Annotated in this window: 11 protein-coding genes; 5 read left to right on the top strand and 6 right to left on the bottom strand. The window is 43.7% G+C overall.

Features of this window, described 5'->3' with window-relative positions:
• Nucleotides 1-222: 222 nt before the first annotated feature.
• The 3 genes from ispE to V6252_RS07290 all read right to left on the bottom strand — a co-directional run bounded on the left by ispE (nt 223) and on the right by V6252_RS07290 (nt 4057).
• Entirely contained in the window at nt 223-1188 is a 966-nt protein-coding gene (gene ispE, locus V6252_RS07300) for a 4-(cytidine 5'-diphospho)-2-C-methyl-D-erythritol kinase (RefSeq protein WP_341609908.1), read from the bottom strand.
• 89 nt (nt 1189-1277) lie between these two features.
• Entirely contained in the window at nt 1278-1910 is a 633-nt protein-coding gene (lolB, locus tag V6252_RS07295) for a lipoprotein insertase outer membrane protein LolB (RefSeq protein WP_341609907.1), read from the bottom strand.
• Between the two features lie 191 nt (nt 1911-2101).
• Nucleotides 2102-4057 carry a tetratricopeptide repeat protein gene (locus tag V6252_RS07290; protein ID WP_425355865.1) on the bottom strand — a complete coding sequence of 652 codons (1956 nt, stop codon included), beginning with the start codon at nt 4055-4057 and terminating at the stop codon, nt 2102-2104.
• Between the two features lie 551 nt (nt 4058-4608).
• Between V6252_RS07290 and hemA the strand changes: the two genes are divergently transcribed.
• From hemA to V6252_RS07270, 4 genes are all read left to right on the top strand, one after another.
• Nucleotides 4609-6018: a glutamyl-tRNA reductase gene (gene hemA / locus V6252_RS07285; RefSeq protein WP_341609905.1), complete on the top strand. Its 1410-nt coding sequence runs from the start codon at nt 4609-4611 to the stop codon at nt 6016-6018.
• A 367-nt stretch (nt 6019-6385) separates the two neighbouring features.
• A complete protein-coding gene (locus V6252_RS07280) occupies nt 6386-7522 on the top strand; it encodes an aminotransferase class V-fold PLP-dependent enzyme (protein WP_341609904.1) in 1137 nt (378 codons plus the stop codon).
• A 235-nt stretch (nt 7523-7757) separates the two neighbouring features.
• Complete coding sequence (locus V6252_RS07275; protein ID WP_191114580.1) at nt 7758-8195, top strand: YeeE/YedE family protein; 438 nt, start codon at nt 7758-7760, stop codon at nt 8193-8195.
• A 98-nt stretch (nt 8196-8293) separates the two neighbouring features.
• Nucleotides 8294-8713 (top strand): DUF6691 family protein, encoded by a 420-nt coding sequence (locus V6252_RS07270; RefSeq protein ID WP_201568232.1) that lies wholly within the window; start codon nt 8294-8296, stop codon nt 8711-8713.
• Between the two features lie 207 nt (nt 8714-8920).
• Here V6252_RS07270 and V6252_RS07265 read toward each other — a convergent pair whose 3' ends face one another.
• Nucleotides 8921-10585: an AMP-binding protein gene (locus tag V6252_RS07265; RefSeq protein ID WP_341609903.1), complete on the bottom strand. Its 1665-nt coding sequence runs from the start codon at nt 10583-10585 to the stop codon at nt 8921-8923.
• A 403-nt stretch (nt 10586-10988) separates the two neighbouring features.
• Here V6252_RS07265 and V6252_RS07260 point away from each other — a divergent pair, with 403 nt between their 5' ends.
• Nucleotides 10989-13124 carry an FAD-dependent oxidoreductase gene (locus V6252_RS07260; protein ID WP_341609902.1) on the top strand — a complete coding sequence of 712 codons (2136 nt, stop codon included), beginning with the start codon at nt 10989-10991 and terminating at the stop codon, nt 13122-13124.
• A gap of 145 nt (nt 13125-13269) precedes the next feature.
• Here the strand turns inward: V6252_RS07260 and V6252_RS07255 are convergent, their stop codons facing one another.
• Together V6252_RS07255 and V6252_RS07250 are read right to left on the bottom strand one after the other, a co-directional pair.
• Nucleotides 13270-14037: a hypothetical protein gene (locus tag V6252_RS07255; RefSeq protein WP_341609901.1), complete on the bottom strand. Its 768-nt coding sequence runs from the start codon at nt 14035-14037 to the stop codon at nt 13270-13272.
• Between the two features lie 129 nt (nt 14038-14166).
• Nucleotides 14167-14583 (bottom strand): VOC family protein, encoded by a 417-nt coding sequence (locus V6252_RS07250; RefSeq protein ID WP_341609900.1) that lies wholly within the window; start codon nt 14581-14583, stop codon nt 14167-14169.
• Nucleotides 14584-14739: the final 156 nt, after the last annotated feature.

Genomic DNA, 14739 nt, shown 5'->3' with positions numbered 1-14739 from the left:
AACCAACGGATGTCAGGATCAAAACCTGATGCCTTACCAACTTGGCTATACCCCTATTGTGGCGACCTATTATAAGTAAATTTTCAGATTTTGCAAGTCATTTGCGGCTTTTTCTGGTATTTATTCATCATAGGTTACTGCTGGCGCTATTTTAGCAAATTAAAATCGGCAATCCTACCGTTGTCATTATTTAGATGATAAGAAATCTAAAGGTTGTATGTGCTATTTTAAGTTTCCAACGATATACCCTGCACAAGGCGCATCTGCAATCCACTTCGCCACAAGTTTTTTATTAGTAGCCACACTTGCATCTAGAGGCAAAAACACTGCGCTACCAGACCCAGTCATGCGTGCTGTAGCCAGTGCTTGCTGCTCTAACCCTTGCAAGTAACGCAAGGCTTCTCTAACAGCGGGAGCAAGGCTTGTGACGACAGGTGTAAAGACATTATGATAAGGCGTAGTGAGCGTTTGTACATAGTCAGCGTATTGGTTTTGGATAGTTGCAACCGATAGGGGCGCGATATCTCGCTGTAGTTTAGGGTGTGCAAATAGGGTAGCGGTATTTACATGAGCGTTAGGCGTCAGTACTAAATATTGCTGGTCAGGCAATTCAATCGTAGTCAGTTCTTCACCAATACCCATCGCAATAGCGTCTTGCCCAAAGATAAATATAGGTACATCCGCACCCACAGTCGCGCCAATCTTTATAAGCTCATCACAGGTAAAATTAAGCTGCCAAATCTCATTGAGCACAAGCATAGTCGTTGCTGCATTAGATGAGCCGCCACCCAATCCTGCACCCATTGGCAAGTGCTTATCTAAAGTGATATGCACTTTTGCTAATTGGTCAGGTAAAGTGTTTGACTGTATGGCAAATGCTAGCAATGCGCGTGCCGCTTTGAAAATTAAATTGTCTTCTATACTAGTAGTGATAGCCTCTGCACCATCTAGTATCAGTAGCTGATGACAGAATCGATTAGCACTTAATTCACTATCTATAGTAGAAATCACGGCATTATCGCTGACCGAAAAATGCAAGTAATCGCCCCAGTCAAGCAGGCGAAATACCGTTTGCAAATTATGATAGCCGTCGGCTCGTTTACCAGTGATGTGCAAAAACAGATTGAGTTTTGCAGGCGATAAACGAGTAATCGTAGAAGCAGATGGTTCGGCTATATTTTCAGTCATATTTTTTATCATAAGGTGCAGTTATAAACAGCTATCTTAATTAGCAATAATGATTTTTAGCGTAGTTCATATCATCAACCAGTGATGGATTAATGGTTGATCGTCATTACAACTTTGTTGCCTTGAGGCTGTACTGCACTAATTTTACTAGGTAACTTATCCGTACCTTTATAAGTAAAGCTGGCTGTCCACTCACCATTGACTGAGCTAACTAAACGGTTCTGATCATCCAGTTGTGGCGCACTATCTGAAGGCGCTGGGCGACCAGAAATCCAGTAAGGCATTTGTGAAATTGGGGCTTGCCAACCAGTGGCTTTCTTTAGCAAGGTTTCGGGATCATCAGCGGTCAATGTACCTGTCTTTTCGCTAACTAGAGTAGCGGTCTGACCATTGTATTCGATGTTGGTTTTACCAATACCAAGTGCGCCAATCAGCTCAATGGCAAATCGGTCATTTTGCTGACCCCATGCATAGAACGCACTACCACCTTGGGTACCGGTCGAATCATTCGCAGGTGTCGTCACTCCAATCTTGCCCGTGATATTAAAGCTCTCTAGCTTTTTGGGTTGATCAGCGTTTTGACCTTGTACAGTAGTCGTTGGCTGGTTGGTCGCGTTGGCCGTTTTTAATGACTGACAGCCAGAGGTTATGACCATTGCTGCAGTTATAGCAGTAAATAGAGCCAATTTATTTGGTTTAAAAGAAGTGATTGATGCTGACATAATAGTTTCTCAAAAATGGAAAGATGAACAAAGATATTAGCTTAAGCGTTATTTGTTGCTCGGTTATGCACGGCTGTTAGCTTCTTATAACGACCTTGTAATTTATAAATGCTTCGGTTTTATAAAAACCTTATCAATTATCATATCTCTGTAATCGCAAAACCCAAAAAGCATATCCAAAATCAGCGCTATTAATACAGCTGTATGCGGTCATTGATATTGTGCTGTCCAAATGAGAAGCGCTGCTGCAAATCTGCGAGTAATGCCTCAACTTTGTCATTGTTACCTAAGCCTTGATAGGCGCGCAATAACAGCGTGCCTGAGCGCAGAGTTGGTAGCACATCATAAGGTGTCTGTAGATAGTCGATAACCTGCTGATAGTTTTCTTTGGCTAATGCATTGCCTGCCAAGACATTTAGGGCTTGCAGATGTAGGTCGTTATCATAACGTGGGTCATCATAGCGAATCTGGATAATTGCGGTAGCTAGCGCTAGACCTTGCTCTGAGCTGCGCTCATTTGCCAGCAGTAACTGTGCATAGCTTAACTGATAGGACAAGTTGCTAGGATCTAAAGCCTGCAAATGGTTGAGCAGGGTGCGCTTAACGACATAGTCTTCTTTATCATCTAAAAGCTGAGCCCGTGCAAAGAGTAGCATCTCATTGTCAGGATATTTACGAGCGGCACGAGTTAGTAGACGCAGTGCTTCATCAGATTCGTTTTGTTGCCACAAGATATCGGCTTGCATGACAAAAGTGTCAGGCGCGAATACCGTGAAGTCTTTGCGCAGCTTCTCTAACGTCGCGATTGCCCCATCGACGTCGTTATCGAGTAATTCAAACGCTACTACTTTTCTACGCGCTTCCAATACCAAATCCTCTTGCATGACGCCATTGAGATAGTATTTGGCTTGATCGAACAATTGCTGACGCTCAGCACTGATACCCAGATAATAATAAGCTTGATCAAGATAAGCTGGACTCTTAGCAAGCATATTGAGTAGCTCATCGGCGCTAGCGTACTCTTCGATATCTAGGCTCACTAAAGCTGCGAGCAGAGTAATTTCAGAATCATCACTGAAACGGCTATGCGCTTCAAGCAATAACTTCCACGCTTGTTCGCTTTGCTTTAAATCTAATAGATAGCGAATCTCATATAAATATAAGCTTTTGCTATCAGGGTTACGTAGACGAGCTTGACTGACATAATTGATGACGGTTTCTGCAGTCACGATTTTGCGCAATATATCCGCTTTTAAGGTAATAAAAGGTACATAGTCTGGCTGACGCTCTAGCGCTCGATTGATATGAACGATAGCGACTTCAGGTTCGTTAAACTGATAGAGTAAACCCGCTTTTAATACTGACAATGAGGCATTTTGCTCGCTATCTAGTGGTTGTAACGCAGCAAGAAGTTCACGTTTGTCTTCATCATTGTTTGGATAAATACCTATGAGAATTTCGCTTAAGTCTGCGCGTGGGTCATAGCGCAAGATGCGGTTTAAAGTTTCACCCGCTAATATATAGTCGTGGGCACGTAAGGCCAAATGCGCGACATAAAACCAAGCAGGTACGTGGTCAGGGTTTTGGTCTTGCCATGTCTTGGCAAACTGTAATGAGTCTTCAACCCTTTCGTTACGCAAAGACAAGCTAAGCGCTCTCTCAAACACGGCTGTCGCATCTTCTTTAAAAGACTGTTGCTTATAAATAGAGACCGCCCGTCGTTTGTCATCGCGATCAGCAGCAAACTCGGCATCCAGTAGAGCGTACAAGCTTGGTTCTCTAAGCTCAGGCTGCCATAGACTGGCTGGCGCTAAGCCATTAATATTTTTTACGTTTTCTATAGTAAGCGTATCTTCATTATAAGGTGTATCAATCGCGGCATTACTATCATTTACTTTATTGCTATTTAGCTTATTGTTAGCTGCTTTATTCTCAGTAGCAACGGATACCTTAGGAGTCTTTGCTTCTAGCAATACATCGGGATGGCTAGCATGAACAGGGGCTGCCAAACACAGGCATACAGCTAGAGACAACGCTAGCTTATACCGTTGACACAGGCGCTCAATAGCGACGTGCAATAAAGCACGAAAGCTAGAGTATTCGCTATAGGGATGTGGTGACCGAAGTAATGACCCAAAAAAAATCATAGATAGCCGTATTCGCCCATGGTTTACCTACACAGATAAGGCAAGTTTGTTTTAATCATTTTAAGTTAAATATTGGCAATATGTACCCATGACAAACATTATAAGAGTAGACCGATGAGATAAACAATAGCATCCGTGTTACTCAGGTATCGGCATGTCTGACTGTATGAATGTGCTACTAGTAGCGAGTACGTCGCCAAAGAACGACACTGAAGATAATTAAATATAGATATGTCTGTCGAACTGAATATTATAGAAATATAACAAGTTAAGATAGAGTAAGCGAATGATTTAACATTATATTATTGACCATAAGTCAAAACCTAGCTATTGATTTTATAAATCGTATGAGTAGTTGATTTGTTACATTTGCGACCAGATACAGAGATATGGTTATCATAGATGGGTGAGTGTTAATTAAAGCCCGCAATAATGATATAATAGGCGGTTTTTAGGGTCTTCCTTTTTAGCGCTGTCGTCAAAAACTGTCTTTTAAAAATAATAAGATAGCGTAAGGGGCAACTGAGCGTCATGTTTATGGTCTATCGATAATGAGATTAGTGGTCATTGGGGTCAATCACAAAACTGCACCAGTCGCTCTGCGAGAGCGCTTGGCGCTTGTGGGTGACGATGTAAATGTCGCACTTAAACAAATAGAAGCCTTTACTGATGGTAGCGTGATCGTCTCTACTTGTAACCGCACCGAAATCTATGCGCTAGTGCCACAATCGCCAACGTCGCAGCACGCTAATAGCCAATTATCTGACTCACAATCATCCAATGTGCAAGATGTCAAAGCCGTAGGACAGTCATTCAATAATGCTTTTAGTAGTAGCATGAATATCTCGTCTGCTGCGATTAGTGCGCATATTACCAAAATCAAAACGTGGCTAGCTGACTTCAAGCAACTACCACTCGTTGATATTGATCCATATCTCTATGTACATCGTGATACTCATGCATTGACTCATTGGTTAAGAGTAGCGGCTGGTCTCGACTCTATGATACTGGGTGAGCCGCAGATTCTTGGTCAAATCAAAAACTCTGTGCATCTGGCTCAAGACCAAAAAGTACTCAGCAATCAGCTAGGCTGGATCATCGATCAAGTATTCGCTGCCGCCAAACGAGTGCGTAACGAGACGCAAGTTGGCGCCCAAGCCGTATCACTTAGCTTTGCTGCCGCCAAATTGGTCACACAAATATTTGATGATTTACCCAGTCGTACTCTACTGGTCGTTGCGGCAGGCGAGATGAATCGCTTAGTTGCCACCCATATCGCAGGGTTAGGGGTCGGACGAGTCATTATCTGTAACCGTAATCCCGAACGTGCCGAAGCGTTAGCGGCTGAACTACGTGGCCCTAATCGCCGCGTAGACGTTAGACCTTTACAGGAACTACCACAAGTCTTGGCAGAAGCCGATATCGTTAGTAGTTGTAGTGGTAGTATGGATTTGCTGATTGATAAGACAATGACCATACAAGCGCTAAAGCGTCGCCGTTATCAGCCAATGCTTATGATAGATTTGGCTGTACCACGCGATATCGATTCTACCATTAGCCGTATTGATGATGTTTATCTGTACTCTGTCGATGATTTGCAGCATGTCATTGCAGGTAATATCGAACAGCGTCGCCAAGCCGCAGTGGATGCCGAGCTGCTAGTCAGTCAATTGGTGGTCGAGATAGACCGTCGCTTTCAGGTTCGCCAAGTTGGCAAAGATATTCAGCAGTACCGCGCGTGTACTCAAGGTCAAGTCGATAAACTGCTGCATGAATCTATTGCTAAGCTGCAACAGGACGATGTCAGTCCAGAAGATATCATCACTGAGCTGTCACGACGTTTGACCCAAACATTGACCCATGCACCATCGAAACTGATGCGCAAAGCCGCACGTGAAGGCGATAGTGAGTTGCTAGACTTCGTGGTGTCAGGACTACAAGATGCTCATCGAGGGCATTGATGTTTTTATCGTGGCTTTATAAATCAAAACTTATCAATCAATACCTACCAACACCTACCAATAAATGCTCAATAGCGCAAGTCATATCGTTGCCTGAGCGTATCGTTGTCAACCTTCAGTATCAGTGCTAATATCAAGCTCTCATGGATGGCTTAGGTCAAGATATGTGCTGGTGTTTGCTCGTAATATGACTAAAAATATATTAACTTCACGTTAGTAGACCTCATCAGTGTCCGTTGTTTTTTGTTTGTTTAAAAATAATACATCTCTAGACAGCGCAAGACCTCACCATCAAAATAATAGCACTTGATTATAGTGCTATCTAATCCATGTCGCATATTATCTAACCATACACTAGGAGTGTTCAATGCCTGCATTACGTCAAGATATCGATCCAAACGGCTTATTAGAGTATTCAGTGGTTTACACCGATCGTGCGCTGAACCATATGTCAAAAGCCTTTCAGCAAGTGATGAACGACCTATCTAGTGACCTAAAATCTGTGTATAACGCTGACGCAGTGGTGATCGTTCCTGGTTCTGGTACTTATGGTATGGAAGCAGTCGCTCGTCAGTTGGCAAATGATGAAGACTGCCTAATCATTCGTAATGGTTGGTTCAGCTATCGTTGGACGCAAATCTTAGAAAAAGGCAAAATCGCCAAGTCATCTACAGTCCTCACGGCCAATCGTGCCGATAATAGTGAGTCGCCAAAGCCGTTTGCTCCAGTCGATATCGACGTTGCTGTAGCTAAAATCAAAGAAGAAAAACCAGCAGTTGTATTTGCGCCGCATGTCGAAACATCATCGGGTATCATCTTGTCAGATGACTATATCAAAGCGTTGAGCGAGGCTGTGCATAGCGTTAGCGGATTGTTAGTCATTGACTGTATTGCTTCAGGTTGCGTATGGCTAGATATGAAAGCATTGGGTATTGATGTGCTGATTAGCGCACCGCAAAAGGGTTGGAGCAGTACGCCGGGCGCTGGCTTGGTCATGTTAAGCGACGCTGCTGTCAAAAAAGTGGACAGTACTGAGTCTGATAGCTTTAGTATCGACCTAAAGCAATGGTTGAACATCATGCGTGCTTACGAAAATGGCGGTCATGCGTACCATGCGACTATGCCGACAGACAGCTTACGTCAGTTCCGTGATGCCGTGAATGAAGCCAAAGCAATCGGTTTTGATAAATTGTGTGACGCGCAGTGGACACTTGGCAAACGTATCCGTGAAGTATTAGAAGCTAAGGGCGTTGAGAGCGTTGCTGCTGAAGGTTTTAAAGCACCTGGTGTGGTCGTCTCTTATACTGATCGTGATGACATGCATAAAGGTAGTGCCTTCGCTGAAATAGGGGTGCAAATCGCGGCTGGCGTACCATTGAAAGTGGGCGAGCCTGATAATTTCAAAACTTTTCGTTTGGGCCTGTTTGGCTTGGATAAATTGACTGATATCGATGGCACAGTAGCGCGTTTTGAAAAGGCACTTGATAAAGTGTTAGGCCAGTAAAGATACCAATTAAGAGGACTGATAAAGATATTAATAGGATAACTTATTAAGTCTTTTTCACTGCCCTTTTTAAAGCCTTTACAGTACAGTCTTTACAGTTATAAAAAGTACTGAACCATTAGTGTCATGCTAGGTTCAGTATTTTTTTACCTTTTTATTATATTTTATAATATAATGTATTTTTATAAATTAATACTCAAGTACGTATTTAATAAACTTAATTAGGTAGTCCGTTATGAGCATACAAATAGACTGGCAAGCATTTACGCCGATCTCCTTAGTTGGTGGTCTAATGCTAGGCGTAGCGACGGTTATCTTACTGCTGGGTATCGGTCGTATAGCAGGTATCAGTGGTATTTTTTCAAGCCTACTAAAACCAAAGCGTGTAGAGATGTGGCAGGTGCTATTTATACTGGGTTTGGTCATTTCACCACTGCTATATCAGTTGGCCAGACCGCTACCTGAGGTAGCTATCAGTACTTCCCTGCCATTATTGATTGGTGCAGGGTTATTGGTCGGCTTCGGCACGCGTTTAGGTTCAGGATGCACCAGTGGACATGGTATCTGTGGTAATGCGCGGCTGTCTCCACGGTCATTGGCAGCGACCGTCACCTTTATGCTGTTTGGGATTGTGACCGTTTATATCGGTCGTCACGTATTAGGCCTACTATAGCGAACTCATGGCAGGTTGCCAGATGAAGACTGATGGTCGGACTCATACGCGAACGACATATGATGGTTAATAAAAGATAATAATAGCGAGATACGACGATGCTAAAAAATATAATCGGATTGCTAGCAGGACTGCTGTTTGGACTGGGACTACTGGTGTCAGGTATGACCGATCCTGTGAAAGTACAAGGGTTTTTGGACGTATTTGGCGCATGGGATATCTCCCTTGCTCTTGTGATGGGCGGTGGCCTGATAGTGGCGTTTTTCGGTGTACGATTAGCAAAGCGTCAACAAAGCAGCTGGATTGGTACACCGATTGATATGCCAAGCAAAACTGTCATTAATAAAAAATTACTTATTGGTGCGATGTTGTTCGGTATCGGCTGGGGGCTAGTTGGTATCTGCCCAGGACCAGGAATTGTATTGCTTGGTACTGGTCAATGGCAAGCCTATGTGTTTATTCCAGCCATGATTATAGGAATGCTAGTCTATCAATGGCTTGAGCCTAAGCTTGGCTAATATAGTTAGTTCTCTATAAATTGGATACGGTGTCAGCCTCGCTTAGTCTACTATTTGTAGTACTTTCACTTGGCTTCCTTGTCTCCAAATTATATTGAACCAACTATAGGATAAATAGGCTAGCACTCGAAAAAAGGTCAGTCACTTATACGTGATTGACCTTTTTTATGAATATTAATTTGTGACAGGATTTAATATATTGTCAGATCATTTAGCACTGGCAGTTACTTTTGGTGTTTCGTGTGCCAATGATTTTGCCGCTTGGCGTAGCTCAAATTTTTGTACTTTACCGGTACTGGTCTTAGGTATTTCTGCAAAGACAATATGTTTCGGCACTTTAAAACCTGCTAGGTGCTGACTGCAATGCTCCATCACCGTATCACGTTGCAGCGTGCTACCAGCGTGAATTTCAATAAACGCAACGGGCACTTCACCCCATTTATCATGTGGCGCGGCGACCACAGCGCAGCTTTCAATCGCAGGTAGTTTATACAAGACGTTTTCTACCTCGATACTAGAGATGTTCTCACCACCTGAGATGATGATATCTTTTAGTCTGTCCATAATTTTGATATAGCCATCAGGGTATTTAACCCCCAAATCGCCTGTACGGAACCAGCCATCAGCGAATGCCTCTTCGGTAGCCTTGCGGCTTTTTAGATAGCCTTTCATCACCATATTGCCACGTAGCGCCAGCTCGCCCATCTCTTCCCCGTCAGCGGCGACTGGCTCGGTAGTACCTTGCTTAAATACTTCAAACCCTGCCATCAAGTGAGAAGTCATACCTTGACGTGATTTCTTTTGGGCGCGTGTGGCCACATCAAGCTCATCCCATTCTTCCTGCTCAGCACAGACCGTCACTGGCCCATATACCTCAGTGAGGCCGTAGACATGAGAGATATGAAAGCCCATTGCTTCCATCGCCGCCAGCATGGTTTCAGACGGCGGTGCACCCGCGACCCAACCTTTGACCGTATGGGTGATAGCTTCTTTATACTCAGGTTTGCCGCCGGCAATCATATTGTGCACGACTGGCGCAGAGCAGTAGTGGCTAACTTGATGCTTGGCAATCAGCTGCAATATCAAATCAGCATCAATTTTTCTCAAGCATACATTGACCCCAGCACGCTCGGCGATGGTCCACGGAAAGCACCAGCCGTTGCAGTGAAACAGCGGCAGCGTCCATAGATACATCGGGTGTTTTGGCATGTCCCAATCTAAAATATTAGAGATAGCATTGAGAGTTGCGCCGCGATGATGATAGACCACACCTTTGGGCTTGCCTGTGGTACCAGAGGTATAGTTCAGCGCAATGGCATCCCACTCATCTTTCGGCATCTCCCAGTTATCCAAACTGTCTGAACTGGCTACTAATGCTTCATAACTCATGTGCCCAAAGCGCTCGACATCGACAGCTTTGTCCGTTGAATGAATGACGATTAAGTCTGGAAAAGTCTCATCAATAATCTCAGCATGCTCAGCAAACTCGCTGTCTAAGATTAAGACCTTGGCTTCGGAATGCTGCAAACAAAAGGTAAGTGCATTGATATCGAGACGAGTGTTCAAAGTACAGAGTACGCCGCCTGACATAGGCACACCAAAGGCGCATTCGACCATCGCTGGCGTGTTCGGTAGCATCACGGCGACCGTATCATTTTTATCGATACCCAATTTGCGCAGGCCATCAGCCAGTTGGCGGCAGCGGGTATAGGTCTGTTGCCATGTCTGAGTGAGGTTATTGTGTTCTAGGTCGTCATAAATGATGGCAGTCTTATTAGGATAAACTTGCGCGCTGCGAATGATGAAATCAATAGGAGTAAGTGGTTGATGGTTGGCAGTATTTTTGCCGAGACCTGTATGGAAATCTGTCATGATGATAGTCCTTTATCGTATTTCTATAATGCGTCAGTACATTGACGTCAGTATGTTATTTAGTACAGTAATCTAGCATAGAAGTTATAGGTATAAGTCGATATTTATCGATTTATATCTTAGTCTAATCTCTAAGTGATATTAAGCTAACGGTATATAATCTACCTTAAAAGTTGGCTAGGTTTTGTGGTGTTTGCTTAACCATATGCCACAGTACCGTCTGATACACCGTCCCGCTCGTTATAGCAATTAATATAGTGCTCACTCATCAGTCGCTTGTCTGCATAGCTGACAATAATCGCGGTGTGTTACGATATCGAAGATGCTAAACCCCTTAGGCCCACTAATTCTAAAAAGCCGTTTTTAAGAAGTAGCCTCATAAACTATTCATAAGGAAAATGATATGTCTGCCAGCCATAGTGCCAATACGATCCAAACCGCTAGCACCAATGAACACTATCCGCATTTATTTGAGCCGCTAGATTTGGGCTTTACTACGCTAAAAAACCGTATGGTTATGGGCTCAATGCATACTGGGCTTGAAGACCGTTTTTATAATTATGGCAAGCTGGCGGCGTATTTTGCAGAACGTGCCAAGGGCGGCGTGGCGATGATGATCACTGGCGGTATCTCGCCTAACCGCGAAGGTTGGTTGTTGCCTGCTGGCGGAACGATGAATACTAAAGCTGATGTTATCAATCACCAGCGCGTCACCCGTGCTGTGCACAAGCACGACAGCAAAATCATCATGCAGATATTGCACAGTGGTCGCTATGGCTATCATCCTTTTGCCGTATCCTCTAGCCCGATTAAATCTCCAATCTCACCGTTTAAACCGCGTAAGATGAGCATCAAAAACATCGAGCAGACGGTGAAAGATTATGCTCGTTCAGCCAAACTTGCCAAGCAAGCAGGCTATGATGGCGTCGAAATCATGGGCTCTGAAGGTTATTTACTCAACCAGTTTTTATCAAGCCATGTGAATAAGCGTAAAGACATTTATGGTGGTGATATTCATGGACGTATGAAGTTCGCTGTCGACGTGGTCAAAGCGGTACGTGAAGCGACTGGCGAAGATTTTATTATTTTATTCCGTTTATCAGTGATTGATTTGGTCAAAGACGGTAACGTCATGGATGAAGTCATTACCGTGGCCAAAGCGCTAGAAGAAGCGGGCGTGACCATCATGAACACGGGTATCGGCTGGCATGAAGCGCGTGTCCCGACTATCGTGACTAGCGTACCACGTGCCGCTTTCGTTGATTTCACCGCTGAAATCAAAAAGCATATTAGTATCCCGATGATGGCAGCCAACCGTATCAACATGCCAGAGACAGCAGAAGAAATCGTTGCGACTGGTCAAGCTGACATGATTCAGATGGCGCGTCCATTCTTGGCTGATGCACATTGGGTCAATAAAGCCAAAAACGGACAAACAGATCGCATTAACACCTGTATTGCTTGTAACCAAGCCTGCCTCGACCATACGTTCGAAAACAAACGCTCGACTTGTTTGGTCAATCCGCAAGCCTGTTATGAGACTGAATTGGTCTATAAAAAAACCAAAAAACCGAAAAAAGTCGCCGTCATCGGTGGCGGTGTCGCTGGTATGTCAGCTGCTCATGTGGCGGCCTTACGTGGTCATGACGTGACTCTGTTTGAAGCTAAAGATGTGCTGGGCGGGCAGTTTAACTACGCCAAAGTCATCCCTGGTAAAGAAGAGTTCTTCGAGACTATTCGCTACTATATTAATGAGCTTGAGCATCTAGGTGTTGAGATTAAACTGAACACCAAAGTCGATAAACACATGCTTGAAAAGGCTAAGTTCCATCATGTCATCGTGGCAACGGGTGTCGTACCGAGAAGTCTAGAAGGTAAGCTCGAAGGTGCTGAGCTGCCACAAGTAATGAGCTATGCTGAGCTGCTATCTGGCGAAAAAGCAGTGGGTAATACAGTCGCGGTCATCGGTGCTGGTGGTATTGGCTTTGATGTCAGTGAATATCTGACAGCCAATCATGGTAAGTCACTGGATGAGATTGGCCCTGAGGGACTAAAAGATCCAAGCTATCGCCCTGAGCCACAGTCAATCAATGAGTGGCGCGAAGAGTGGGGCGTGACCAACGATACCGACTATCAAAGTGATGGTGGTCTGGTCAGACCAGCAGCGATCAAGCCGATTCGCCAAGTATATTTGATGCAGCGTAGCAAAGGCCGTCTGGGTAGTGGTCTGAACAAAACCTCAGGCTGGGTGCATCGTGCTCATATCAAATCTCACGGCGTGATCCAAGTCGCTGGCGTGCAATATGACAAAATCACCAACGAAGGTATCTGGGTGACTAACCCACAAGGTCAAAGCCAGTTATTACGTGTCGATAGCGTCGTTGTCTGTGCCGGTCAAGAGTCAGTCGTTGAGCTGATGCCAAATGTTGGTGATGCACCAGACGCGCAGTACCACTTAATTGGCGGTGCTAAGCTAGCAGCTGAACTAGATGCCAAACGTGCGATTCGTGATGGGGCAGAGGTTGCAGCTCAGATCTAAACTCTTTGGCATGAATGTTAAATAATGGACGGTGAGGGGATATCTCTTGCCGTCCTTTTTTATTTGGAATGAAAATTTGACTTATTAAATTGGATATTCAGTTCAGCTTATGTTTGTTCTGAGAGAATCGAGAGATTTTGTTCACTTACTCACGCTCTAATACAATACCGTCAAAATACCCTCGCATACCACAATGCAGTCTTCTATATTGATCATCCATATCTCTTAATAATAATTGAGTCTGGCCTTTATAAGTTGCTGGATATAAACGCAGCTCAACGTTTTTATCTGGCTGATCATCGTTGACGACCCAGTGATTTTCTGACCATATGGCTTTACTCTCTCCCAAATCGCAGGTATGAGCATTGGTAAAAATCAAAACGCCATCGATAATAGAAAGATAAGGTTTATTAGCGACACTATGAATCGATACCGTGTTTTTTGCCTCTCCCGTATCTTCCCAGCGCTGAGTATCTGAATTGTATAGTGAGATTTGAGAGGTTTGAGAAAACTTACCAAAGGCACTTTTTCTCGGTAAATCAGAAGGACTTAACTCATCTGAAAAATTCCAAGCCACACCGTAATTGGTTTGCTCTTCGATATACTCTTTATACTCACGTATCAGACATTCTTCACTTTTACAGGTATTACGCTGAAACGTAAGCCATGTGCGTTGATTCGCAATGGACCTATTTTTAAAGGCTTTGCTGTCTTCATAGTCAGAAGAGGTGGCAAGATTGCTTTTATATTTCTTCGCCATTGCGTCATCAAGCTTAGAAAGCTCAGGGCTGTCACAGACGGTTTTTTCTACCCAACTAGCCGCTTTGTTGCAATCAAAACTTGCTGAATTGGCATAAGTGGAGAGTAGGCAAGTGCCTAAAATACCGATTGTAGTGATGCATAACTTTTTCATATTATCCTCATTTTTTAGAGCTTGATTGTATGTTAAGAAAGCTATAACTGTGATATACGTGTCATCATCACTATCTGCAAAAAACGAATCAGTCCATCCATCCTAGCCCAACTAACCAGCCTCACTCACCTACCAACTGCCAATATTTTCCATCGAAATCCAAGGCTCAATAGGTTCTAAGTCTTCGCCATTTTGTAGCAGCTCAATTGAGATATTATTAGGGTCTTTGACAAAAGCCATATGGCCATCTCTTGGCGGTCTTAATATCTCGACTCCTGCCTGTATAAAGGTGTCGCACTGCGCGTATATGTTGTCGACTCTAAAGGCAAAGTGCCCAAAATTATCGCCATTGGTATATTCTCTTTCATCCCAGTTGTGTGTCACCTCAATCTCTGGCGCACCCTCATGCGTTGCTAAAAAATATAAGCTGAATCTGCCTGATTCAGAGTCTTTCTTTCTTAGCAGTTGTAAGCCCATAAGGTCACAATAGAAAAATAACGTTTCTTCTAGTTTGTTGGTTCTAATCATTGCATGTAAGTACTTCATGAAAATACCTTAATATTGATTATTCATAAAAAATGGAGTAATGGTAGGGTGCTTTTTATGCATCATTCATATACAAAATCTCAGATGGCGTATGTATGGTATCAATACCGTTAATTACATAAAGTGCATTTGTGTCAGTAATTTTTTATCAAGCAG

It is taken from the genome of Psychrobacter proteolyticus, assembly GCF_038155145.1.
Lineage (GTDB): Bacteria > Pseudomonadota > Gammaproteobacteria > Pseudomonadales > Moraxellaceae > Psychrobacter > Psychrobacter proteolyticus_B.
The sequence above is the reverse complement of the archived record's forward strand: the minus strand, read 5'-3'. Positions and strand labels throughout refer to the sequence as shown.